Here is a 25741-nt window from a genome sequence, read left to right as displayed (position 1 = left end):
TCCCCCATCGTCCGTGCAGCACGCACGTGTCAAGAACTGACCTGCCTACCTTCAGACAGCTCCCTTCCTCGCGCTCGGGGCGCAACAATGCCACTTCCACTAGTTGGATCTTGGGGGTCGTTGGTGTGCTGGTTGTGGTGGTTCTGTGCGGGTAGCGGCATGATCGAACGCTGTGGCGGACACTCGGGTGGTGGCGGACCGCCGGCTGACGGACTGGATCTCGCTGGGAGTCCTGACGTCGTTCGTCCCGCGTGACGCGGTCGACGAGGCCATCGCGGCGACCGGGAGAGGCGCCCGGCGTAGCGACGTGACGATCCCGCCGCATGTCGTGGCCTACTTCGTGATGGCGCTGGCACTGTTCGCCGAGGACGACTACGAGGCGGTCGCGCGCCGGCTCGCCGGGACGTTGGACGATCTCGATGTCACCGGGCCGGTGTGGGACCCGAGTTCGGGTGGGCTGACCAAGGGCCGCCAGCGGCTCGGCGCGGCGCCGATGGCCGCACTGTTCTCCCAGGTCGCGGCGCCGGTCGCGGACCTGGACACGGTCGGGGCGTTCCGCGGGCCGTGGCGGCTGATGAGCATCGACGGGCTGGAGTGGGACGTGGCGGCGTCCAAGGAGAACATTGCCGCGTTCGGCCTGCCGGCCGGCCGCGCCGACGCGCCGGGAGTGTTACCGAAGGTCCGGGCGGTCACCGTGTCGGAGTGCGCGTCGCACGCGGCGGTGCTCGCGGCCCTCGGCCCGGCCGGCGGGGCGAAGGTCGCCAGCGAGCAGGCCCTCGCCCGCCAGCTTTACCCACGTCTCGAGTCCGGCTGGTTGTTGCTGGCAGACCGGAACTTCTACTCCTGGGCGGACTGGTGCACGGCCGCGGACACCGGCGCGGCGCTGCTGTGGCGGGCGAAAGCGAACCTGCGGCCCCCGCCGCTGCGGGCACTGCCGGACGGTTCCTACCTGACGGTGCTGGTCAACCCGAAGGTCACCGGCGCGGCGCGTGAGGCGCTGCTCGCCGCCGCGCGGGCTGGCACGCCGCTGGACCCGGCGAAGGCCCGCTACGCCCGCCTCGTCGAGTACGACGTCCCGGACCGTGAGGGCGACGGGAAACACGAGATCATCGGACTGATCACCACGATCTGTGACCCGCGGGAGGCGACCGCCACCGCCCTGGCCGGGGCGTACCAGCAGCGGTGGGAACACGAGACCGGGAACAGGCAGCTCAAAACCTACCTACGCGGTCCGGGCCGGGTCCTGCGCTCGAAGCATCCCGACACCGTCTACCAGGAGATCTGGGGCTACCTGCTCACCCACCACGCGATCAGTGCCCTGACCTGCCAGGCCGCGACCGCCGCCGGGATCGACCCCGACCGGATCAAGTGCAAGCGCACCGTCAGGATCATCCGCGACCGGGTCACCGACCCGGCTTTTCCCCCCCTGACCAGCGCCGCCGGACCCTCGACCTGATCGCCGCCGACATCACCCGGCCGACCAGGCTCAACACCCGCCGCGAACGCACCTACCCCCGCGCCGTCCGCCGCGCCCGCCACAACCAGTACCCCGTCAAGAAACCCGGCCAGCACGGCGTCCGCCACAACACCCCAGCCACGATCAGACTCGCCAACCCCCTGAAATCCCAGGTCGCAGCTTGATCCAACTAGCGGAAGTGGCATTGGGCTATGACCTGACCGACAGGCGTGTTCAACAGCACCGCCGCGCGTCTCTGGGCCCGTTATTAGTCTCCGTAGCGGCCTGGTCGCCGCGGGGACCTACTCGGTGCTCACCAGGCTGCCGGGCGACGCGCGGCTGTCCGCGCCGGACGCCGCACACCTGCTCGACGCGAGGTGGCGCCGCTGACGCTGAGCGGCCCGCCCGCCAGGAGGTCCAGACCACCCTGAGTCAGCTCGGCATCGCCGGCAGCGCCGGGTACGACGGGCTGGTCGCGCTCGCCGCCAAGGAGCACGGCCTCGCCCTCGCGACGAAGGACGCACGCACGCGCGGGACCTACGACGCGGTAAGTGTCATGATCCTGGCCGGGGTGAAGTACCTCGGGTCAGCAGCACCGGACCGGACGGCCACCGGTGCTGACCCGGGACAGCACCCCACCGCTACGCGGAGCGACCAGCGTCCCCGCCGGCTTGTCGCCTGCGCGCGGACCTTCACCCTCGTCTCCTACACACGGGCCGGCGCCATGCTCGCCGAGGCCAGACTTCCCACGAAGAAACGGCCCGACGTCATCGACGCCCTGGTCGTCATCGCCGCCGCACTGCACGGCCCCGCGCAGATTCTCACCAGCGATCCCGACGACATCACCGCCTACGCCGCCACCCTCGACCGCGCCGACATCGTCGCCGAACCCATCTCATGAGAGATCAGTAGCTATCCCAGGGATCTGGGCTGGGTCGAGCCGTTGGGTGCCGTCGACGGCCACATCGATGCCNGTGATTGCGGTTCGTTGTTCCCCGATCGGCTGATCGATAGCATCAGTGACGAGGTGTGCCGGTGTCGATACGGGGGTGGACGGCTCTCCGCTGTCCCCTGCCTGGCCCGAGGGGGTGGCACGCGCAAATGGCACTGTTCGGTCGTCGGCGCGCCCGACGCCGTGCGTCTGGTGCTTCGGCCGCCCCCGAGGTGGTCGAGGCCGGGGACTCGCCGCTGGATCCGCAGCAGGCGGCCGCGGAGGGCCGCCGGCTGCTGCAGACCGTTCCGGTGGGCGCGGCCGACGAGCGAGCCAGGTTGTCCGTGATCGGCGGGCTCGCGGTCGACCTGGAAGTCCTCTCTGGCCGCACGGGTGCGCCCGGCCTGCTCAACGAGGCCATCGACCTGGGCCGGGCGCTGACCGGGCGCTGCGCCGGCTGGCCCGAGGAGGCCGCGATCCGGTCGAACCTCGCGGGTGCGCTGCTGCGGCGGTTCCAGACCGCGGATACACCCGCCGACCTCGACGAGGCGTTCGCTCAGGCCTGCGCGGCGGTGGCGGCGGGCCCACCAGGCCATCCCGACCGGGCCCGCAGCCTGTCGAACCTCAGCTACGCGCTGCGGATGCGGTCCGACCGGGACGACTCGGCGGGGGATCTCGACACGTCGATCCACGCGCTACGGGAGGCACTCGCCGCGACCGCCTTGACGGACCCGGACCGGCTGGGGCGGCTCGTCAACCTGGGCGCCACCCTGCACAGACGGTTCGACCGTTCGGGCGGCCACGACGATCTCGACGAGTCCATCGAGACCAGCCGGGCCGCCAGCAGGATCGCCGTCGGCGACCAGCGGCTCAACGCGCTCACCAACCTCTGGTCCGCGCTGGTCGACCGAGTGCAGGCGAACGGCCGCGCGGACGACCTCGACGAGAGCGTGGAGGTGGGGCGGGAGCGGGCGCGTCTGCTGACCACCCGTCCGCCCGGTGCGCCGCCAGCGTCGCAGCGAGCGATGTTCCTGTCTCTGCACGCGAGGATGCTGCGGACCCGCTTCACCCACGACGGGGATGTGTCCGACCTCGACGAGGCGATCTCGACGCAACGTCAGGCCGTCGAGCTCGCCACGGCCGCCCATGATGATCTCTCCGGATACCATCGCAGCCTGGCGGAGCTGCTGCGGTTACGGGCACACCCGCCGGCCGCGGCGGACGCGGAGCCCCCACGCCACCGGCGAGACCGGCTGGACGCCCGCGCCCAGCGCAGTGGCAGCCTCGACGACCTGGACGAGGCCGTTCGGGTCGCCCGCGAGATCGTCGATCAGGCCGGCGGCGACCCGGCGGACCCGGCGGACCCACAGCGCTGGTCGGACCACCAGCAGCTCGCCGAGCTGCTTCGCCGCCGCTACGAGCGGACGGGAGACCTCGACGATCTCAGCCGGGCGATCGACCTGTGGCGGGCGACGCTCGCCGCCACGCCGAACGACCACCCCGGCCGGGTCTCCTGGCAGGGGAACCTGGCGGTGGCGCTAGAAATCCGGGCCGAGCGCACGGGGGACGTCCGCGATCTGCACGCGGCGATACCTCTGCAGCAGGCCGTCGTCGAGTCCAGCCCGGCCGACCTGCGCGCGCGGGGCCTGATGCACCTCGCGGACCTGCTTGCGGCGCGTTACCAACATGACGGCGTGTCCGCCGACCTGGACCGGGCCATCGAATTCGGCCGCGCCGCGCTGGCGGCGTCCGGTGCGAACGACAGCGGCTTTGTCCGGACGAACCTGGCGGGGATACTCCTGCAGGACCATGAACGAGGCGGTGCTCCGGGGGCGGTGACGGAGGCCGTCGGGATGCTGCGCACGGCGGTGGCGGAGACACCGGCGTTCAGTCCGCGGCTCGCCACCCGACGGGCGGCTCTCGCCAGGGCGCTGCTTATCCAGGCCGACCGGACCGACGACGCCACGGCGCTGGACGAGGCGATCGGTCTGCTGCGAGCCGCCGTCGACGAGCTGTCGGACGGCGATGAGTCCAGGCGGCCGCAGCTGTTGGCGAACCTCGCGGGCGGGCTGTGGCGACGCCACGAACGGACCGTCGCCACCGGATCCCAGGCGAACGGGGCCGTCGGCAACGACCAGCTCGCCGATTTCGGCGATCTCGACGAGGCGGCGCGGTTGTGGGAGCAGGCCCTCGGCCTGCTGCCCTGGGAGCATCCCGACCGGCAGACACTGCAGGGCAATCTCCACCGGGCGAGGGAAGCTCGCGCCCGGAACTCCCATCAGGATGAGCCCCGCACGGCGCCTGCACCGGACGGTGCGGAGCCGGCCAGCGCGGAGCCGGCCAGCGCGGAGCGCCCCTCCGCTGGTGCGGTGCCATCCCGGCCGGCCGACGGGAGCGACGGGAGCGACGCCAGCGGCGAGAATCTGCGCCTGCTCACGCAGGGGCTGGTGCGTACCGACGTGCACGAGTCGTGGATCGATCTTGTCCAGCCTGGATCCGGGCTGGATCTGACCGCCGCGATCGAGCAGTTCGCGACGATGGCGGCGCACTACCGCGGCGAGCGGGACTACCGAGGCGCGATCATCGCGGAGCAGAACCACGACTTCCTGGTACGGGCGGCGCAGGTGGGCGGGCCCGCGGCTGCCCGGGAGACTCTTCGCCGCGCGGACCTGACGGTGCTGCGGGCCGCCACCCCCGCCTTCTACAGGATCAGAGATCCCGCCGTCGAACGTCTCCTGCTCACCGCGTTCCCCGCCATTCCCCGGTTGGCCTCCCCTCCCCACCGCGAGGACACCGGCGCGAGTCCCGGTTCGGCGGACGAGCCGGCCTGGTATGTCGCGAAGGTGGCGGCGTTCGACGCGCACGCGGCCTTGGGTGTCGTGGTCGCCACGGACGACGCGCTGTGGCGGACGGGGGCTGCGGCCGCCTTCGACCTGGCGCGGGCCTACGACCGCCGCGACGAGTCCGGTCGACCCGACGCGGGCCCGCCGGACGGCGAACTCGCCGAACTGCCCCCCGTCGAGGTGGCGTTCGCGCTGGCTGTGGCCGCGCTGACCGTGCTTCCGCCCGACGTGTCCGAGGACGACCTGCACACGCTGCTCGCGCTTACCGCGAGTCTCGCGCAGCGCCTCCACGATCAGATCGGCACCGAGCTCATCGAAGCACGGCACGCCGAGGAGCCGTCCGACGTGATGCGCTGGGACGTCGACCACCTCATGGGGGCCGCCGACTGGGTGGCCATCCTGGGGGAACGGCTGCTCACCCTCGGGTTGACCGACGCCGAACGCATCGAGGCCCTGCGCTGCCTGGCCATCGCCCTGGTCGAACGCCATGACTGCGACGGCCACGCGGCGGACCTCGACCGACTGATCGACGTGCTGACCGAGCTGACCGAGCTGATCCCCACGGGGGACCCGGAGCGTCTCCGCGTGGGCTTCCAGCTCGCCGTCCAGTACGAACAGCGGTACCTCGACGCTGGCCGGGCCACGGACCTCGATGCCGCGATCGAGGGCTACGCCCGCGTGCTCGGTGCGCTTCCCGCCGGCGAGCAACTCCACTCGATGGTCCGCGGGCGGCTGCGGGATGCCCGACTGCTGCGCTTCCGTGCCAGCCGGCGGATCGCCGACATCGACGCGGTCGTGGATCTGTCCGAGGCGGCCGCCGCGGAGCGGACCACCGGCTCCGATCGGATCCTGCGGTTGATCAACCTCGCCGAGGCCCTGCGGGAACGTCACGACCTCACCCGACGGGTCGCCGACATCGACCGGGCGGTCGCCCTGGGCCGGCAGGCACTGGACGCCAGCGTCGCGGGCGGGCTGCCGCACGCGGAGGTACGCAGCCAGCTCGCCCTGTCGCTGCGCGGACGGTTCATCCAGAACGGCGCGGCCGAGGACGTCGACGAGGCGGTCGAGCAGGGTCGGGCCGCCGCCGCGGCGGCGTCGGAACGCACCGATCATCACCGGTTCCTGGCGGCTCTCGCCAACCTGCTGATGCTGCGGGTCGGTGCCGTCTGGCCGCCCGAGGCCGCAGCGTTGGCACGCGAGCGGGCGCAGGTCGGGTCGGCGGAGCAGCGGCGGCAGGCAGCGGTCGCGCTCGGCCGCTGGTTTCGGACCGACGTCGACCGCCAGGCCGACGTCACGACCGCCATCGGCCTGTACCGGCAGGCTCTCGCAGCCGTCCCCACCGACGATCAGAACCACGCGGGCTACCTCAATGATCTTGCCAGTACCCTGCAGATGAGGCCTGCGCCCGCCGCGGCGTCGCCGACGGCGGACCCCGATGCCGCCGCCGACGCCCCATCGGACGACGACGCCGCGCTCGACGCGCTCATCGCAGCGGCGCGCCTGGTCGGGCCGGGCGATGTCAGTCGGTCGACCATCCTGCGCAACCTCGGGGCGGCGTGGCAGCAACGGGCGGAGCGCAGCGGGTCGCCCCAGGCCTTCGCGGCGGCCGTCGAGTGTCTGCGGGCGGCCGCGACGGACCCGACGGGACCGGCATCGCCGCGGCTGCGGACAGCCATAGAGTGGGGTCAAGCAGCGAGGGCCGCGGGCGACCCGGCTGGCGCCGTCGAGGCGTACGCGTCCGCGCTCGCCCGCCTGCACGAGGTGACCTGGCAGGGCCGCGACCGGCCGCACCAGGAGCGGGAACTGTCAGCCCGGGCCCGGCTCGCCCGCGACGCCGCCGCGGTGGCCCTCGACGCCGGCCAGCCCGAGCGCGCCGTCGAGCTGCTGGAACTGGGCCGCTCGGTGCTGTGGACCCAGCTGTTGGACCTGCGCGGCGACGACAGCGAGCTTGCCGCGCGCGCCCCTGCGCTGCATGCCGAGCTCGGGCAGATTCGCACGACGCTGGACAGCGAGGCCGCGGTGACGCCCGCGCAGCGCATCGCGTTGGCCCAGCGCTGGGATGACCTCGTCGCGCAGGTGCGCGGGCTCGACGGGTTCAGCGACTTTCTGCGTCCGGTGCCGCTGGACCGGCTGCTGCGAGGGGCCGTCGGGGGAACCGTCGTGATCATCAACCTCAGCGCCCTGCGCTGTGACGCGCTGCTCGCCCGCCCCGACGGGGTGCGCGTGGTGCCCCTGCCCGCGCTGTCCGACAAGGACGTGGGCGCGCGGGTCGACGGCTACCTGGGTGCCCTGCGAGCAGCCGAGCAGGCCCGGCAGGCGCAGCAGGCGGCCTGGTCGGCGGTGCCCTCGCCGGCCTCGTCCGGGCCGGGGTTGCAGGCCGCGCTGCAGGCCGCCCAGCGTGCCGAACGCGAGCTGCTCCGGGCGCAGGAGGCGGCCGAGGTCGTCGGCACCGCGACCCTGGAGTGGCTCTGGGACGCCATCGCACAGCCCGTCCTCACGGCGCTCGGCCACCTGCATGCTCCCGCTGCGGACGAACCGTGGCCGCGGGTGTGGTGGTGCCCGACCGGCCCGCTCGCCCTCGTCCCGCTGCACGCGGCCGGTTACCACCGGACTCCCGCCGACGGCCCGGCCCGTGCGGTGCTCGACCTGGTGGTGTCCTCCTACACCCCGACGCTGCGCGCGCTGCTGGCCGCCCGCGCCCCCGACGGGCCGGCCGTGGCCGCTCCCGCCGCCGACGAGAGCGGTCGGCTGCTCGCCGTCGCGCTGCCGGACACCCCCGGGCAGGCCCCTCTCGCGGGCGTCGACGCCGAACTGGCCGTCCTCGCGGACCACTTCGGCGATGACCATCTCACGGTCCTGCGAGCCGACGCCGCGACCCGGCAGGCCATCCGGCGGGCTCTGGACTCCCACAGCTGGGTGCACTTCAGCTGCCACGGCACGCAGGACCTCGCCGACCCGAGCAGCGGCGGTCTGGTCCTGCACGACGGGGTCCTGGCCGTCGCCGACGTCGCGCGTCTGCGACGTCGAGGCGAGTTCGCGGCGCTGTCCGCCTGCAAGACCGCCACCGGCGGCGTCGAGCTCGCCGACGAGACGATCACCCTTGCCGCGGCGCTGCAGCACTCCGGCTACCGCCATGTCGTCGCGACGCTGTGGTCGGTATACGACGGACCGGCCACCACTGCGGTGTTCCGCGCCGTCTACGGCGAGGTCACCGCCGGAGGCACACCACGTGCCGAGCGCCTCGCGGAGGCACTGCACCGGGCGGTGGTGGCGCTGCGTGAGGATCATCGGGACGAGCCGAGTATCTGGACGCCGTTCGCGCACACCGGGCCATGACGGCCCCACCACACATCGCGACATGCTGCGCCTCGACGACATGTCGCGCCGGAAGGAGCTGCCGATGACCGTGATCCCGCCTCGCGACGAGCCGCCGGCCGCCGCGCGTGTCGTCGGCTACGTGGAGGTGACCGACCCCGGCTTCCGGACGCACGCGGAGGCCACCTTCCGGCAGGACCGTCCATCCCGCGGCGGCCTCCTGCTACGTGGCCACTGCCCGCGCTGCGGCCACTACATGACGTACTACGCGACCGACGTGGTGGTCCGCGGCCTGCTGCCGCTGCGCCGCCCGCGCCCGCCCACGCCCGCTGCCGGCGGTGACCTGACGGTCATCTGCACCTGCGCGGAGGAGCACGCGGGCCGTCCCGAGGACTACGAGGGCTGCGGCGCCTACTGGCTGCACCAGGCCGGTCCGGCATGACCGCGACCGGCGCGGACCGGCGGGCGACCCCGGCGGACGCCCACGCCGCGCAGCTGACCCGGCGCATGCTTCGCGAGGAGCTGCCGCGGGTGCGCGCGGCAGCGCTGTCGTGGCGCAACGCCCTGGCCGGCCTCGTCGCCGGTCTGGTCGGCTTCGGCCTCATCCGTGGCCGCTCGGAGATCGACGATCTCGCCGCCCCGTGGGCGGCGGTCGTCGGAATCCTGCTGCTCGCTGCGCTGATGGCGGGCGGGGCCGGCGCTGTGTGCCTGCTGTCCGCCGCGCACGGACGCCCCTCGATCGTTCCCGTTGACGCCCTGAACAGCGAGGTGGTGCGTACCCATGCCGAGGCACTGCGCGCCGTGCGCGCACTGCGGCTCGGCGTCGTGCTGGTGTTCGCCTGCGCCGGGCTGCTCGTCGCCGCGGTCGGCGTCACCTGGTACGGGCCGCCGGCGAGCGGATCGCTGCTCGACGTGCAGGCACCAGCCGGGCTGGTCTGCGGTGGTGTCGTACGCGTCCACGCCGGGTTGCTCACCCTGCGTACCGCCGTCGGCGACGTGGACGTCGACCTGCGGACGGTCACCGCGATCCAGTCCGTCGCCGCCTGCCCGGCGTCACACTGACCGGCTCCGCGCGCGGCACACCCACACGGGAACCAACCAACACAAAGGAACCAACCAGATCCAGCTCAGGACCGCGCGGGCCCCGCGGGGCAGCGCGAGGCGGTGTGGTCGGCAAGCCGTTCGAGCTCGTGGGCGTCCCGAGGCTGCCCGCAGCTGCGGCAGATGTCCACCCGCGGGGGCACGGGGCGCGGCGGCGCGGCGAGCGAGCCGAGCTGCGCCGGCCCCATGACGCTCAACAGGAAACGGTAGAAGCGGCTGGGCCGCTCCCCCACGCCACTCGCCGCGCCCACCCTGCCCGCCACGCCCACCCTGCCCGCCACGCCCGTCCCGCCCGCCGCGCCGACGGTGCTGTCCTGACGCTTCATCCGTCGCCCTCCCTCACCGGCCGCCGCGCGTGTCGCGTCGCCGGCCGACCCCTGGCGCCCGATTATTTTGTGCACACATGAATCGTACGCGATCGCTTCGTCGACGTGCCAGGTATCCTGGACCATGACGCACGCCACGAAGGGAGGGACCAGCCCGTGATCGAGGACGACGCGCGTATCGGCGAGGACCTCGGGGAGGACCCCCTCGCACTGGACCGGCAGGTGTGCTTCGCCCTGTCCGTCGCGTCCCGGCTGGTGATCGGGGTGTACCGGCCGCTGCTGGAACCCCTCGGTCTCACCCATCCCCAGTACCTGGTGATGCTGGCCCTCTGGGAACGCTCGCCGCGCTCGGTGAAGGACCTCGGCGCCGCCCTGCTCCTGGACTCGGCCACGCTCTCCCCGCTGCTCAAGCGGCTGGAATCGGCCGGCTATGTGTCCCGCCGCCGGGCCGCCACCGACGAGCGCCTGCTGACGCTCGAACTCACCCCGGCCGGCAGCGCGTTGCGCCAGGAGGCACTGAAGATCCCCTCCGCCGTCGTCGATCGGCTGGGCGTCGAGGTCACCGATCTGCAGGAGCTGCACGGCGCACTCACCCGGATCATCGAGGCCGCCCGCCAGGTACCGGCCCGCTGACGCCCACCACAACCTCGGACCCGGCCCACGAGGACAGCGGGGCCGGCGGGGCCAGCGGAGGCACCGCAGCCACAGATGCTCCGAGCGGAAGCAGGGGGACGCCTTTCTTCCGCGGATTCGGTTTCTGTGGATCCAGCCTCTGATCGGAAGAGCGGACTCCAGAAATCGCAACCGAAGGCCACGAAGGAATCATCAAACGGTCAATCTCTCGACGTCTCCTGCACTCAGGCACTGAGTCATCCCCGCCTCCGGTCGGCTGCGGTCCGCTGCCCAACTACAGTTCAACCGGTTACGCAGGCTCCCCCGCCGTCAGCGGCGAGGGAAGGCTTCGCTGATCATCGGGAGAAAAGTGCGTCTTGTTCATGCTGCCGATATTCACCTGGACAGTCCTCTGCTAGGTCTGGCCAGGCTTGGTGACGACGCCCTGGCTCATCTGCTGCGCGAGGCCACGCGTCGGGCGTTGGAAAACCTCACGGAGCTGACGGTCACGGTCGCAGCGGACGGGTTGCTGCTCGCCGGTGACATCTACGACGGAGAGTGGCGGGACTACGGGACCGGCCGGTTCTTCGTGGAACAGATGGGGCGGCTGCACGACGAGCAGATCCCCGTGTTCCTGGTCCGGGGCAACCATGACGCGCAGAGCGAGATCACCCGGTCGTTGAGCCTGCCGCCGAACGTGACAGTCTTCGCCGCCGATGAGGCCGGCACGGTGACCGTCGATGAGATCGGTCTGGCGGTGCACGGGCAGAGCTACGCCACCCGGGACGTCGGGGCGAATCTGGCCCGGGCCTATCCGGACGCGATCGGTGGAATGGTCAACGTCGGGCTGCTGCACACCGCGGTCGACGGCGCCGAAGGACATGCCCCCTACGCACCGTGCACCGTCGACGATCTCACCCGGACGGGTTACGACTACTTCGCGCTCGGCCACGTCCACACCCACCGAATCTTCGGCGACGGTGAGCGGGTGGCCGCGTTCAGCGGGAACCTGCAGGGACGCAATCCCCGAGAGACCGGTCCGAAAGGCGCCCTGGTCGTCGAGCTCGAACCCGACCGCGGGCCGGTGCTACGCCTGGAGCCGTGCGATGTCGCCCGCTGGGCCTCGCTGCGGATCGATATCGCGGCGTGCCGCACGTTCGACGACGTCCTGGCCTGTGTCAGCGGACACCTGCAGGCGACGCGCAACGACGCGGGCGCGCGGCCGGTCGTCGCCCGGATCGTCATCGTCGGCACCTCACCCGCCGCCTCCGCTCTGATCGACGAGGAGCGCCTGCGGGAGGAACTGCAGACAGTCGCGGCCGGCCTGACCATGGCGCTCGAGAAGATCGAGGTCCGGGTGGCGAGCCCACGCCCGCCCGCGTCGGTCGACCCGGAGCTGATGGCGGCGATTCGCGCCGCCGCGGCCGATCTGGCCGGTGACACCGACCGGCTCGCCGTACTCGCCGGTCCGTTGGAACGCGAGGTCGGACGGGCGCTGCGCCGCGCCGGTCTGCTCGACCTGAACGATCGTGCGACCCTGGCCGATCTCGCACACCGCGCCGGGGCCGGCCTGTTCACCCGGCTCGTCGGCGACGAGGAGGCCTGATGCGGATCCGCTCGTTCGGCCTGGAACGCTACGGCGCCTTCGAGGGACGCGCCGTCGCGTTCGGCTCGGGGTTGACCCTGGTCGTGGGCGACAACGAGACGGGCAAGTCGACGACGCTGGCGGGACTGTCGGACCTGCTGTGGGGCTTCCGTCCGCATCACCAGGATCACACCTTCGCCGTGGGCACGTTGAGCCTCACCGCCCGTGTCGAGCTGCCCGACGGTCAGGAGGTGGACCTCCGCCGGCGTCGTACCGGCCTGTCGACCAGCCCGGACGGGCAACCGTTCACCCCGGTATGGGGGCAGGATGGCCGTGAACAGTGGCGCCGGGCGTTCGGCCTGTCGCGCGCGGACCTGCAGGACGGCGGCTCCGCCGTCTTTCACGGCACGGGGGACCTGGCAGAGCTGGTGTTCGCGGCGCGCAGCGGGCGAGCGGTGCGCGAGCTGCTGTCCGCCTTGGAGGCGGAAAAGGACAGGCTGTACAAGTCGCACGGCAACAGCAGACGGTCTCAGGTCCGGGCGGCGTGGGCGGAGTTCGAGCGTGCCCGCGCCGCCACGGAATCCTCCATGACCCGGGCGGGCGCCGTCCGCGACGCGCAGGACGAGCAGGCACGCCACCAGCGCAGCGCCGACATCGCGGCGGCCCGGCTGAGCTCCGCCTCCGAGCGGTACGCCCTCGCCGACCAGCGGCGCCGTGCCCTGCCCGGCGTCCACGCCCTGATCGGCCTGCGGGCCGAGCGCGAGCGGCTGCTCGCCACCGGGCTGGTGCTGCCCGCCGAGCAGCTCGACGCGTTCGACACCGCGCAGCAGGAGCTCGACACCGCGGCCGACGACGCGGAACGGCTCGAGACCGACCTCGCCGCCAAGGCCCGCGACCGGGCGGCGCTGGACATCGACGACGCTCTGCTCAGCGACGGCGCCGCGATCAGCCGCCTGGAACGGCTGGTCGAAGCCCGAGCGGGGGACGTCAACCTGGCCACGGACCACCGCCGCGAGGCCGAGGACCAGGCCGACGAGGCCACCAGGCTGCTCCACGGGCTGGTCGGCCCGGGCAGGCAGCGGTCGGCCGAGGATCTGCTCGCCGCGCTACACATCCCGGTCGACGTCGCGGCCGACCTGGACACGCTGGGCGCCCGACTCGACGCACTGACCGCCGAGGTGGAACGGGCCGATGCCGCGATCCAGGCGGCCCTGGCCCGTGAGCAGGCCGCCGCCTCCACGGTGGCCCCCCGCGACCCGGTGCTGATCGGCCTGCTCCGCGGCGTGGTCACCACGATTCGCGCGGAGGGCTCCGCGTCGCGGCTGCTCAGGGCATCCGTGGACACCGCGGCCACCGCGCAGGGGGATCGACGCGACGCGCTGCGCCGCGCGGGCGCCCGCGAGGTCGACACGGCTCCACCCGCCGTGCCGGGCCGGGACGCGGTACGCCTGGCGTGCCGACGCCTCACCGACGCCGAAAACGCCCGGGTTCGCAGCGAGGAAGAGGTCACCGCCGCCGCGCTGGCCGTGGACCAGGCACGTCATCAGCTGGCCAGGACCGACGGGCAGCACCTGCCCGACCCGGAGATGCTCGCGCGGGTCCGGACGGAACGCGACGACCTCTGGGCCCGACTCGTCGAGGCCGCGGCGAGCGGGTTGACCCCGACACGGGCCGCCGAACTGCTGCCCTGCCTCGCCACCACGGTGCGCCGCGCCGACGAGATCGCCGACGATCTGATCGGCCGTGCCTCGGCTGCGGCGAAACAGGCCCAGAAGCAGCGCGCTCTCACCGACGCCGCCAGCCGCCAGCAGGCCGCCGCGGCGGCTCACACGGCCGCGCGCGACGCGAAGGAGCAGGCGGGGCGGGACTGGGACGCCTTCTGGAACGACCTCGGACTCATCCCACCGGCGGTGGACGACGCCGACGACGTCCGCCGCGCGCTCGACGACGCCCAGCAGGCGCAGACCACCCTGCTGGCCGCGGAGCGCCGCGTCACCGCCCTGACCGGCCAGGCCGACGCCCAACGCGCCACCCTGGCCGAGGCCCTCACCCAGATGGCCCCGTCGAACCTCAGCGCCGACCTCGACACCCTGCTGGCCGCCGCCGAGCAGATCCTCACCGACGACGACGACGCCCGCGAGGAACGCGCCAGCGCGGCCCTGCACGCCCGCGCCACCGCCGATGCCCGCCAGGCTCACGCCGACCGTGCCGCCGACCTGCACACCGCCCAGCAGCAGTGGACCGACCAGGTGCGGGCCGCGGATCTGCCGTCGACGATGACCCCGGCAGGCTGGACGGCGTGGCACACCGCGCTGGCCCAGGCCCAGACCGCCCAGCACGCGGCAACCCGGGCCCGCGCCCTGGCGGCCGACGCCCAGGCCCGCATCGACGCCTTTGCCGACGAGGTCGCCGCGCTCGCCGCCCGCCACGACGACGGGCACGACGACGGGCACGACGACCCGACGCCCGCCGCCGTCCTGGACCGGCTCGCCGAGAAGCTTCGCGCTGCCCGCTCGGCCGACACCGCCGCCAGGGTCATGGACCGCACCATCGCCGAACTGACCGACCGGCTCACGACCGCCCGCACCCGGCACACCGACACGGCCGAGCGCCTGAACCGCCTCCGCGACGAGGCGGGACTCCCCCCGGACCATCCACTGGCCGCGGTCCTCGATCGCAGCCGCGCGGTCCAGACGACGCGGGCCGAGCAGACGGCCACCGAGGCGATGATCCGCACCGCGGCACCCGACCACGACCTCGAAACCCTCGTCAAGGACCTCGCCGACCGCGACGACGCCGAGCTGGAACGGGAGCTCACCGCCGCGCAGGAGGAGCGCGACGCCTGCTCGACCGCCCAGGACGAGGCATCCCAGACTCTCGGCGCGAGCATCGAACGACTTCGCCAGCTGCGCGACGGGCCCGGCGTCGCCGATCAGCACGCCCAGGCCCAGGAGCACCTCGCGCTGGTCGCCGAAGGAGCCGAACGGTACCTCATCGCCACCATCCAACATCATCTCCTCCGCGAACAGCTCGAAGCCTACGAACGCCGCCACGCCTCCCCGCTCCTCGGCGACGCCGGCCGCGTCCTCGAACGCCTCACCGGCGGGTCCTGTGTCGCGCTGCGCGCGGTCGACCGCGGCGACCAGCGGTTCCTCCGTGTCGTCCGCGCCGACGAGCAGGAACGCGAACCCGGCGAGCTGTCCGAGGGCACCGCCGACCAGGTCTACCTCGCGCTCCGGCTCGCCGCGATCGACCAGCTGCAACGCGACCGAACCGCCCGCGGCGACGTGTCCCTCCCCGTCGTCCTCGACGACGTGCTGATGGCCTTCGACGACCGCCGGGCCGTCGCCGCCCTGCGCGTCCTGGCGGACCTCGCCCGGAACTGGCAGATCGTCGTGTTCACCCACCACCACCACCTCACCGACCTCATCGCCGCCGACCCGCGCCTGGCGGAATCCGTACACATCAGCCGGCTACCCCACGTGAACACGCCACCGGGCCTACGTGAGGCCGACCAGATCAGGACCTCCCTCGCCGCCACTGCCACCGTCAGCGACGGCGTCACCACCACCGTCGTCCGTCACTCGCCCCCCTCGACCCCACCCGGACGGCTGGCGCGGGAACGANCCCCAGCCCCCGCCGCTGCCTACGACCCAGGGGACGTACGTCTCTGGGCACGGGCACAGGGATACGACGTCGGAGACCGGGGCCGCATCGCCGCGAACATCGTCGACGCCTTCCTCCGCGCACAGCACACCTGAGGCTCAGGAGTGGTGGGCCAGTTCCCGTTCGTCCTCGGGCCGGTCGTCGTCCGCGGAGCCGGAGCCGGAGCCGGCGGCGTGGGTGACGGCCTCGTCGGCGGGTTCGACCGAGACGTGCGGGATGATCCGTTCCAGCCACTTCGGGAGGTACCAGTTGGCCTTGCCGACAATGTGCATCACCGACGGTACGAGCATCGTCCTGAGGATGAACGCGTCGAGGAACACGGCGGCGGCAAGGCCGGTACCGAAGATCTTGATCGGCCGGCCCGGGCTGACCAGGAAGCCGAGGAAGACGGCAATCATGATGAGGGCGGCGGCGGTGATGATGCCGCCGGTCTCACCCTGCCCGATCGTCACCGACCGCTTGTTGTCACGGGTGTGCACCCATTCCTCATGCATGCGACTGACCAGGAACACCTGGTAGTCCATCGACAGGCCGAAAAGGATGGCGAACAGCATGACCGGAATCCAGGCGTCGATCGGTCCGCCGGGGCCGGCGCCCATGCTGTCGGAAAGCCAGCCGTACTGGAAGATCGCCACGACCAGACCGAACGAACCGCCCGCGGCCAGCAGGTTCATGACCGCGGCGGTCAACGGGATGACCAGGCTCCGGAACGCGATAAGCAGCAGGATGAACGACAGGCCGACCACGACCGCGATGAACAGCGGCATCTTCCGGGCCAGCACCGAGGCGAAGTCGACGTTGATCGCCGTATCACCGAAGGTGTAGATGTGGTTGGCGGTGCCGTCGTACAGCGGCGGCAGGGTGGTCGAGCGCAGGTGCCGGACCAGCGTGTAGGTCTTCTCCGACTGCGGTGACGTGGTCGTCTTGAACGTCACGAAGGCGATGTTCCTGGCCAGCGGAACCGTGCTCAGGCTGGCCGGGTCGACGCCCGGGACGGCGGCCAGCGTCTTCGTCACGCGCTGCAGGTAGGCCTGGTCCGCGGCGCCAGGCCCGCTCACCACGGCTTCCAGTGCGGAGTTGTAGCCGACGCCGAAGTCGGCGGCGATCAGGTCGTAGCCGGCGCGGGTGGTCGAGCTCGTCGGATCGCTGCCCTGGTCGCTGGCGCCCAGCTTCAGGGAGAAGAACGGCAGGGCGATGGCGACCATCACCGCACCGGAGACGACCGCGACGGCGATGCGGCGCCGGGCGACGAACTGCGACCAGCGGGCCCAGAACCCCACCGGACGGTCATCGATGAACTCGCCGGCCCGCACCGCCGCCCGCTGCCGGCGGGGCAGCACCTTCAGCCCGAACAGGCTGAGCAACGCGGGCAGCAGCGTGAGCGAGGCGATCATGGTGAAACCGACCGCGAGCGCGGTCGCCACCGCCATGCCGTTGAAGAAGCTCACCCCGAGCGCGATGAGGCCGAGGATGGCAATGCACACGGTCGTACCGGCGAACAGTACCGCCCGGCCGGAGGTGTTGATCGCGTTCACGATCGACTCCGCGACGGGCATGCCGCGTCGCAGATTGCGGCGATGTCGCGTGACGATGAACAGCGCGTAGTCGACGCCGACCCCGATCACCATCAGCTCGGCCAGGTACGGGGTGATGTTGGAGACGTTGATGGCGTGACTGAGGATGTAGATCACGCCGAGGCCGCTGACGAGCGCGACCACCGCGCTGGCCAGCGGCAGCACCGTGGCGGCGACGGTGCGGAACACCAGGGCCAGGATGATGAGCGCGGCCCCGAACCCGATGAACACCGACGAGCCCGAACCGTCGCTCTGCCCGATGCCGGTGAAGGCGTTACCGGTGAACTCCACCTGCAGCGAGTCGCTGCGCAGGGTCTTGAGCTGGTCGTAGACGTTCTTGAACAGCTCGGCGTCGTAGTGGTCGTTCTCCCAGGTGATGGCGACCAGCGCCGTGGTGGAGCCGTGCGCCCTGTTGAGCAGCCCCGGGTTTCCCGGCGCGGCGGCGGTGCTCTTCGAGCAGTCGATCGACTCCCACGGCGTCGCGATCAGCGCCACATGGTTACCGGAGGTGCACACCTTGACGAGGGCCGGCTTGAGCTGCGGGGGCGGGGCGGTGAACGCCCCGGCCCCGTTCTTGAGAACGACCGTGCCCGGGGCACCGTTCTGATTGTTCAGGCCGGCGTTCTCGAGCAGCTTCGCCACGGACGCGGTCTCGGTGTGCGGGAGGCTGAACGTGTCCTTGTACGAGGCCCCGCCCATCGCCCCGGCGATCCCCTGCGCCGCGACGACGAAGACGATCCAGCCGACGACGACGAGCCATCGGCGACGGACGGCGAGTTCAGCGATCCGCTTCATCAGTTCTCCTGCTCGATGTCTGGCGGCTGGCGACATCCTGGCACCGGCGACCGAATCCGGGTCGCCTGAGCCTCGCACATGCTCCCGAGCAGCCAGTACCCGGTTGGATCAGTGTGACCAGATACTGCGGCGTCATGGCGAGCTCAGCAACGAACTGACCAGTACCCGACGTGACCAGACCGCCGCCCGCCGACTCCCAACAGACGATCATCGCCGGGCACGTCCTGATCCGGAACATCCGCCGCAGCTACTACGAAGTGCACAACAACGCCCCCTCGACGGCAGAACGCCCCCCTCGACGGCAGAACGCCCCCTCGACGGCAGGCTGTCGTGATGTGGTCACGACACCCGTGGCCGTCGTGCGCCGTGGCAGAGTCCAGCCATGCGCGAGCCTCGCGACGTCGTCGACGACCTCGAACGCCGGACGGAAGATCGGCCAGACCGGACGAACACGGCGGATCAGCGCGATCCGCGGCAGTCGGCGGGCGAGGACCGGTTCGCGGGCTACGGAATCATGGGCCTACCGTTCCGTTCCGGGCACGTCCTCGGTCTACGCCGGTTTCCGGAGTCCTCGATCGGCCCCGGCTATCGGTCGGTCTGGCATCGCACCCCCGACGACCGCTGGATCTTCTACCAGGACCAGCCCGCCGAGCTGGCCTGTACTCGCTACTTCGGCTCGGCCGTCACCGAGGTGCGCGAGGGCCCGATCCACATCGACTGGGCAGGTCCACGGACATTCCGGGTCACCGCCGGCGACGGCGATCTCGACTGGACGGTGACGGTCACCGCGACACCGGTGACCCGGCTGTTCAGCGCCCTGGATTCCGCCCTGCCGGATCGCGCCTGGCGTTCCCGCCCGCTGCTCGAGGTCATGTCCCGGCTCGCCGGCCCCGCACTCGGGGCGGGCCGGGTACGGCTGACCGGTCTCGCCCCGGACGGCCAGCGATTCGCGGCCAATCCACTGCGCCTGTGGGTCGTGACCGACAGCACCGCGACGGTCCACGGGGTACCCCTCGGCGAACCGGGACCGATTCCCACCCAGGCATTCCTGCGCGATTTCGCCATTCCGCAACGCGGACTGTTCGTTGTCGGCCGAGCAGTTTTCAACGACCCGGCCGCCAACGTCCCGGGTCATCGACGATACTGACGGTGGACTTCTTCCACAGGGACTGCGCCGTGACCCTGCGGCGCCTGTACTGCTTCTTCGTTCCGGAAGTCAGCTCACGCACCGTCCACATCCTCGGGGTCGTAGATCAGGGCAGACGCGGTGGGCGGTCCATGGCGTCCACCGAAGGCTGCCAACCGCCGATCCGCGCATCGCAGGCACGCACCCCCGGTAACTGGTGGGTCGTCCTGTGGTGCGATGGGTGCTATCGTACGGTCATGGGGGTATGGCGCGTTTTCCTAAGCCACACTTCGGAGCTCGCCAGGTATCCGACGTCCCGACCATATGTCACCGCGGCCAAAGCGGCGGTGAGTCGCGCGGGCGAGGCCGTAGTCGACATGAGTTACTTCACCGCGCGCGACCAGCCGCCCGCCCAGTACTGCCGGGAGTGCTTGGAGACGGCGGACATCTACGTTGCTGTCGTCGGATTCCGCTACGGCTCGCTGGTGCCCGACCTCGACCCCATCTCCTACACCGAACTCGAGTTCGACGTCGCCACTGATCTTGGTGTGCCCCGGCTCGTATTCTGCCTCNACGAGGAGTCGGGTGATCTCCGCCTGCCAGGCAGGGCGTTCACGGACCACGAGACGGGCGCGTTACAGGCCGCCTTTCGCCGCCGACTCGGCGAGTCGGCGGAAGGACTGACGCTGTGCCTGGTGGACAGCGCAGAACATCTTGAGACAACGCTCTACCAGGCGCTCGTCGAGCTACGCCAGTCCAGAGACAGACACGGTCGATCGGCGGCAGGCGGGAACGACGGCGCGGCGGACGCCCGGATTCCCGCCGCCGTCCTGCGGTCGTACTTCACCCGGCTCGACCAGCAGTACCGAAGACTCGACCTCGAGGCGCTCACTCCCGCGCAGCGCGATGAGCAGGTGCCCATAGCCCTGCGCAACGTCTTCGTGGCGCAGGACGTGCGGGAGAACCCACCGCCCGTCGAGCTGCCGAAGGAGATCTGGCGGCAGCTCGAGGCCGGTGGCGAAATCCAGCGAGACGAGCTACCGGAGGGCCTCGACGACGCGACCCTCGCCGCCGCGCGCAGTACCTACAGTTCAAACCCGCGCAGGCCGGTCCTCGACCTGCTTGCCGGTGGTGATCGTCTGTTGGTCCTGCTCGGTGACCCCGGCGCGGGCAAGTCGTCGCTGGCCCGCTACACGGTCCTGCGGATTGCCGACGAGCAGTCCACGGCGGCGCCCACCACGATTCCGGTGCTCATCGAGCTGCGGGCGCTTGCGCAGACCCGCGGCCGTTTCGACACGTTCGTCGAGTACCTCGATCATGTCGCGCGCACCGACGGGCTCGGCGTGCAGGCGGAGTATCTGGTCCCATACCTGCGTTCCGGCGGTGACGCGCTGGTGATCTTCGACGGTCTGGATGAGATCTTCGATCCGGCGGAGCGGGAGGGAATCGCCCGGCGGATCGCCGGCTTCGCTGTGGAGTATCCGCGGGCACGCGTCATCGTCACATCACGGATTATCGGCTACCGGCGGACGATTCTTTCCGATGCCGGGTTCGCGCATTACACTGTCCAAGACCTCGACCGTGCGCAGACCGACGAGTTCCTCCAGAAGTGGTACTCGGTCGCCCTGGGCGGGCACGACGAGAAGGCGGACGAGCGCCGCAGCCGGCTGGCCGCGGCCATCGCCGGCTCCCGGCCGATCGAGGAGCTGGCCTCCAACCCGCTCCTGCTGACGATCCTCGCTATCATCGGCAAGCACCAGGAGCTGCCCAGGGAACGCTGGGAGGTGTACGATCACGCCGCGTCCGTCCTGGTCGAGCACTGGGACGTGAACCGTTACCTGAAGGACCGCCGGGTCGACGCCGATTTTATCGGTAAGGAAGACAAACGAGAGCTCCTGCGGCGCATCGCGAACCGCATGCAGAGCGGCCGGCACGGCCTGATCGGCAACTTCACCCATCATGAGGACCTGGTCGGCGAGATCGAGCAGTATCTACGCGAACGCTACCAGCGTGACCCGGCCAGCTCCAAAATCATCGCCGAGGCGATGATCAACCAGTTTCGGGAACGCAACTTCATCCTCAGCCGCTATGGTGCGGAGGTGTACGGATTCGTGCACCGCGCGTTCCTGGAGTTCTTCTGCGCCGAGCACATCCGCCGCCAGTTTGAACGCACCCGCGAGCTGTCCGTCGAGCAGCTGCGCCGCGACGTGTTCGGACGGCGCTGGGAGGACGATTCGTGGCGCGAGGTCCTGTTGCTGATCGCGGGTATGCTGGACGAGCGTTTCGTCAGCGGCATCATCGAGTATCTGCTGGTTGACACCTACCTACCTTGGCCGCCGGAGTTCGACGACCGGCCCCCACGCAACATCCTGCTCGCCGTGCGGTGCCTGGCGGAGATGCGCAACCGGCGGGTCGGCGCGTCCGTGGCGCGGCTGCTACTGCGACAGATCATCGAACTCATCGAGCGCTCCGCCGGCGCCGACCAGACGACCGACGACTTCCTGGAAAACGAGCTCCTTCCCGCCGTCGGCCTGGTGGGAGCGGACTGGCCGGAACGGGAGCAGGCGCTCGCCTGGTACCTCGCGAGCGGGTCGACCCTCATCACTCGGACGCCGGCCTNCCGCTTCGCCAGCGGCCTCGTCGCCGATCTGTTTCCCGACCGTGCCGACGTCACGGCCCTGCTGCGGGCCAGGGCGGTCTTCCTGGAGGACTGGCGCCTGAGGGACGCGGCCGTGGCCGCGCTTGGCCAGAACTCTCCTGTCGACCCGACGTCGCTGGAGGTGTTACGCGACCGCGCCGAGCGGGACCCGACGGCACTCGTCCGCGGGCGGGCAGTGGACATCATCGCGGATCAGTCGCCGCCCGGTCCCGCGCTCTGGGACTGGCTCGAAGGGCGCGCGGAGCGGGACTCCGCCGACTACGTCCGGGCCAAGGCCGTGCTGAAGCTGATCGACGCGCGGCCCGATTCACCGGCCGTCGAGCCGTGGTTGCGCAGCCTCGCCGAGGATGACCCGGCGACGAACGTGCGCCAGCTCGCCGCCGACGAACTCGCGAAACAGGCGGGACGGAGGCCAGCGACGGCCGCCTGGCTACACGCCCAGCTCGCCGCCGGTGTTCGCTGGGAGATCCGCCGCGCCGCCGTGAGCGTTGTTCCGACGGCAGATCCCGGGCTCACCGAGAGTCTGGTGGCACGCCTGCACGATATCTCCAGGACCGACCTGCAGTGGAAGGTACGCGCTGAGGCGGTCCGGGTAGCCGCCCGGCAGTGGCGCGACCGGCCCGGCATACGGGCGTGGGCACGCGACCGCGCCGAGTGCGACCACAGTCCGTTCGCCCGGGAGACGGCGATCGAGGCGGTCGCCGCCATCTGGCCCGACGATCCGACGACGAACACCTGGCTGCTGGAGCGACTGGAACACGAGCCCGCCGTGCCCGGGCGCCTCGCCGCCGCGCGGGCCCTCATCAAGACGCTCCAGCATGGCCTCGAGCACACGGACGCGTTGCGAGCGGCCGCGGCACGGGACCCCGACTGGCAGGTACGTAACGCGATCGTGCAGGGGCTCGCGGACGGCGCCCCCACCGAACCCGCGACCCTTCCATGGTTGCGCCTTCGGGCCGCCGCGGATCCCGACACCGGCGTCCGAGCAGAGATGATCAGGACCATCGCGCGCCGTTGGAAGGATGATCCCACGACGCTCGACTGGCTGATGGACCGCGCCGTCAGCAGCGTGGACGACGGGGTCCGGAGGGCGGCCCTTGCCGCCGTGGCGCGCACCTGGCCGGAAGACCCGCGCGTGGAACCCTGGCTGCGGCGGCGCGCGGAAGCGGACGGCGTATGGTTCGTCCGGCAGTCGGCGATCGTCCACGTGGCACAGCTGCGCCTGTCCGATCCCGAGGACAGCCTTCCCTGGCTGCGGCGGCGCGCGGCCGACGACCCGGACGAGGATGTCCGCGAGACCGCGCTGATCGCCGTCGCGCAGCGGTGGGGCCACACCGCCGACGTCTGTTCCTGGCTGGCGGAACGCGCCATCGACGACCCCGACAAGGACGTCCGGGCGACGGCGCTGACCGCACTCGCGCGTGGCGGCCGAGACCATCCGCGAACGTTGCCGCTGCTACGGGACCAAGCTGGCCGCGACCCGCACTGGACGGTCAAGAAGCGAGCCATCGTCCTGGTCGCGGAGGGCTGGCACGAGGACCCGAAGACGCTGCCCTGGCTGCTGGACTGCGCAGGTCACGACGACTGGTACATCCATTCACCCGCGATCGGCTCGCTCGGCCAGGCGTGGCCGCACCATCCACGAGTGGCATCCCTCCTGCGGGAGATCGCGGTCGGGCACCGTAACGCCGGAGCACGAACGAAGGCCTTGGAATCGATCGCCCTCCATGCGCCGGACCGGGCGGATACTGCCGCGCTGCTCGCGGAACGGGTCACCGCCGACCGCTACGGCGACACCCGCCAATTCGCCCTCTTCGCCTTGGTTCACGGCTGGTCCGCGGATCCGACGTGCGGACGGGTGGTCCGGGAGGCCGTGGTGCGCGAGTTCTCGGGACATGTTCGCCGGCTCGCCGTCACAAGCCTTGGTGTCCTGCCTGCCTCGGCTCGCGTCGGGCGCCTCCTGCGCGAGACCGCCCAGCAGGACGACTCCGCAGACGTGCGGGAGGCGGCCGTTGCCACGTATGCCGGCCGGCGGCCGGCCCCGACACGCCTGCGCAGCTGGCTCTGGCAACGCGTCGACGATCGGTCCTCCGAGGTCGCCACCACTGCGGTGTGGGAACTCGCCCGGTTAGGTAATGATCCGGCGACGTTGCGCCGGCTGCTGGCCGTCGCGCAGAGCGACAGCCGATGGAACGTCCGGCGACAGGCGTTCCTCGTCCTGGACGCGATGCGCCACGACGCCCCGGACAACCTCGTGCTCGCCGTCGGCTCGCGATCCGCCGGTCACGGTCCATCCGGCGGCCCGTCCGGGTCCGCGCCGACCGACGTGACGGCCCTGCCGTGGGCACAGGTCAGCGCACTCCTGCGGAGCAGGAACTGGCGGGAGCGCAGGCAGATCATCCGGACGGTGGCGGCCGCCCGTCGCGACGAGCCTGAGACGGCTCGGCGGCTGGTCGAGCTGGCCAGCGGTGAAGGCGACTGGGCCGTGCAACGCGCCATCATCGACGGCATCGGAGCCGCGGGGCACACCGAGGCGGACATCGCGGTCTGGTTGAAGGAGCGCGCCACCACCGGTCGGAGCGTGTGGGTACGGTCCGCGGCCATCCGGGCCATCGGCCACCAAGGGCGAGACGATCCGGCCGTCCGCTCCTGGATCAGCGACCGGGCGGTCTCGGACCGAGATGCGACCGTACGTAGAGCGGCACTGCGCGCCCTCGTGGCCGGGTTTCCTGACTGGGCCGGTCTCACCGCCTGGCTGGAGGAGCGAGCGCTGGCGGACCACGCGGAATTGGTCCGGTGGACCGCCCTGCGATCCCTGGCCACGATCGCGCCTGGAGCTCCCCGCACCTGGTCCCTGCTGAGCCGCGTGGCCGACAGCGACGTGTACACGGAGGTGCAGCGCTTCGCCCTGGCACTCCTGGCCGACCACGCGATGCCGAACGACCCCGCCACGGTGGCTGTGCTTCTCCGGCACGCCGAGGATGATCCAGACCCGGCCACACGGCGCGGCGCCCTCGACGCGCTCGGGAGAAACTTCTCGACTGTCACGGGCCTGGCGGCCTTCGCGCGTCGCCGGGCCGAGGTCGATGTCGCCGGGGACGTCCGACGAGCGGCCTGCCGGGTCGTGCTGGCCTGCGCCGACGACGACCTCCACGCGACCTGCGACTGGCTCCGGGAACGGGCCTCCCGAGACACCGACGTGAGGCTCCGAACGATGGCTATCCGCCTGGTCGCGCGCCGGCAGGCCGGCAGGCCGGAGACGCTGCGCTGGTTGCGCGCATGTGCCGAGACCGATCCCTACGAGGGCTGCCGCGCGGAAGCGGTCACCGAGATCGCGCGCGGATGGACCGACGCGCCGGAAACCCGGCCGTGGCTGCATGCGTTGACCAGCGCGGCCCAGTGGGGAGAAGTGCGAAGATCCGCCGCGGCGGCGATCGTCGAACACTGGCCAACCCACCCCGCCACAGTCGGCTTGATCAGGCATCTCGGCTACCATGACAAATCCTCGGATCTGCGCGAGGCGATGGCCTGGCTCCTCGCCCGAAACTGGCCGGACGACGAGGAAACCCTCCCCTGGCTGCGTCTCATCGCCATCCGGGAAGCGACCGCGTCGACCCGCGATGCGCTGGCCTGGGCACTCGGGGGACGTCACGATGTCGCGTACTGGCTGACCTACGCTCTGGACCATCACCGTGAGGATTACGCCGAGCTCGAAGCGTCGTTGTTGTCATCTCGTGGAAGGTGAGACCGTG

General features: G+C 71.5%; 11 protein-coding genes and 4 pseudogenes. 13 read left to right on the top strand and 2 right to left on the bottom strand.

Going from position 1 to position 25741, the window contains the following annotated elements:
• Window positions 1-172 precede the first annotated feature (172 nt).
• The 6 genes and pseudogenes from UK82_RS12375 (at window position 173) to UK82_RS12355 (ending at window position 9607) form a co-directional block, all read left to right on the top strand.
• Window positions 173-1456, top strand: a complete 1284-nt coding sequence (locus tag UK82_RS12375) for an IS4 family transposase (protein ID WP_044886163.1) — start codon at window positions 173-175, stop codon at window positions 1454-1456.
• 279 nt (window positions 1457-1735) lie between these two features.
• Window positions 1736-2027, top strand: a pseudogene (locus tag UK82_RS42615) (VapC toxin family PIN domain ribonuclease); the annotation flags it as partial.
• Entirely contained in the window at window positions 2013-2357 is a 345-nt protein-coding gene (locus UK82_RS12370; RefSeq protein ID WP_236705849.1) for a hypothetical protein, read from the top strand. The pseudogene UK82_RS42615 and the gene UK82_RS12370, both read left to right, overlap by 15 nt.
• A 200-nt stretch (window positions 2358-2557) precedes the next feature.
• Entirely contained in the window at window positions 2558-8566 is a 6009-nt protein-coding gene (locus UK82_RS12365; protein WP_152989867.1) for a CHAT domain-containing protein, read from the top strand.
• Between the two features lie 64 nt (window positions 8567-8630).
• Window positions 8631-8987 (top strand): hypothetical protein, encoded by a 357-nt coding sequence (locus UK82_RS12360; protein ID WP_128423332.1) that lies wholly within the window; start codon window positions 8631-8633, stop codon window positions 8985-8987.
• A complete protein-coding gene (locus UK82_RS12355; RefSeq protein ID WP_044886161.1) occupies window positions 8984-9607 on the top strand; it encodes a hypothetical protein in 624 nt (207 codons plus the stop codon). Before UK82_RS12360 ends, UK82_RS12355 begins: the two co-directional genes overlap by 4 nt.
• Window positions 9608-9672: 65 nt before the next feature.
• Here the strand turns inward: UK82_RS12355 and UK82_RS12350 are convergent, their stop codons facing one another.
• Window positions 9673-9972, bottom strand: a complete 300-nt coding sequence (locus tag UK82_RS12350; protein WP_236705848.1) for a hypothetical protein — start codon at window positions 9970-9972, stop codon at window positions 9673-9675.
• Window positions 9973-10128: 156 nt separating this feature from the next.
• Between UK82_RS12350 and UK82_RS12345 the strand changes: the two genes are divergently transcribed.
• From UK82_RS12345 to UK82_RS42610, 3 genes and pseudogenes are all read left to right on the top strand, one after another.
• Complete coding sequence (locus UK82_RS12345) at window positions 10129-10605, top strand: MarR family winged helix-turn-helix transcriptional regulator (RefSeq protein WP_082121999.1); 477 nt, start codon at window positions 10129-10131, stop codon at window positions 10603-10605.
• Window positions 10606-10954: 349 nt separating this feature from the next.
• Complete coding sequence (locus UK82_RS12340) at window positions 10955-12190, top strand: DNA repair exonuclease (RefSeq protein WP_055407178.1); 1236 nt, start codon at window positions 10955-10957, stop codon at window positions 12188-12190.
• Window positions 12190-15795, top strand: a pseudogene (locus tag UK82_RS42610) (AAA family ATPase); the annotation flags it as partial. The gene UK82_RS12340 and the pseudogene UK82_RS42610, both read left to right, overlap by 1 nt.
• Window positions 15796-15933: 138 nt before the next feature.
• Here the strand turns inward: UK82_RS42610 and UK82_RS12330 are convergent.
• Window positions 15934-18204, bottom strand: a complete 2271-nt coding sequence (locus UK82_RS12330) for an efflux RND transporter permease subunit (protein ID WP_055407174.1) — start codon at window positions 18202-18204, stop codon at window positions 15934-15936.
• A gap of 382 nt (window positions 18205-18586) precedes the next feature.
• Between UK82_RS12330 and UK82_RS12325 the strand changes: the two genes are divergently transcribed.
• From UK82_RS12325 to UK82_RS42595, 4 genes and pseudogenes are all read left to right on the top strand, one after another.
• Complete coding sequence (locus UK82_RS12325; RefSeq protein ID WP_055407172.1) at window positions 18587-19351, top strand: hypothetical protein; 765 nt, start codon at window positions 18587-18589, stop codon at window positions 19349-19351.
• Between the two features lie 131 nt (window positions 19352-19482).
• Window positions 19483-19902, top strand: a pseudogene (locus UK82_RS42605) (DUF4062 domain-containing protein); the annotation flags it as partial.
• A gap of 123 nt (window positions 19903-20025) precedes the next feature.
• Window positions 20026-21949: pseudogene (locus UK82_RS42600) on the top strand (NACHT domain-containing protein); the annotation flags it as partial.
• Between the two features lie 113 nt (window positions 21950-22062).
• Window positions 22063-25734 carry a HEAT repeat domain-containing protein gene (locus tag UK82_RS42595; protein ID WP_396230534.1) on the top strand — a complete coding sequence of 1224 codons (3672 nt, stop codon included), beginning with the start codon at window positions 22063-22065 and terminating at the stop codon, window positions 25732-25734.
• Window positions 25735-25741: the final 7 nt, after the last annotated feature.

This window comes from Frankia sp. ACN1ag, assembly GCF_001414035.1.
Taxonomy (GTDB): domain Bacteria; phylum Actinomycetota; class Actinomycetes; order Frankiales; family Frankiaceae; genus Frankia; species Frankia torreyi.
Note: the sequence above shows the minus strand (reverse complement) of the source record. Positions and strands in the feature narration are given on the sequence as shown.

Coding starts and splice junctions, on each gene's coding strand:
- UK82_RS12325 (WP_055407172.1), top strand. CDS start 18,587: ATGCGCGAGCCTCGCGACGTCGTCGACGACCTCGAACGCCGGACGGAA.
- UK82_RS12350 (WP_236705848.1), bottom strand. CDS start 9,972: ATGAAGCGTCAGGACAGCACCGTCGGCGCGGCGGGCGGGACGGGCGTG.
- UK82_RS12330 (WP_055407174.1), bottom strand. CDS start 18,204: ATGAAGCGGATCGCTGAACTCGCCGTCCGTCGCCGATGGCTCGTCGTC.
- UK82_RS12370 (WP_236705849.1), top strand. CDS start 2,013: ATGATCCTGGCCGGGGTGAAGTACCTCGGGTCAGCAGCACCGGACCGG.
- UK82_RS12355 (WP_044886161.1), top strand. CDS start 8,984: ATGACCGCGACCGGCGCGGACCGGCGGGCGACCCCGGCGGACGCCCAC.
- UK82_RS12360 (WP_128423332.1), top strand. CDS start 8,631: ATGACCGTGATCCCGCCTCGCGACGAGCCGCCGGCCGCCGCGCGTGTC.
- UK82_RS12365 (WP_152989867.1), top strand. CDS start 2,558: ATGGCACTGTTCGGTCGTCGGCGCGCCCGACGCCGTGCGTCTGGTGCT.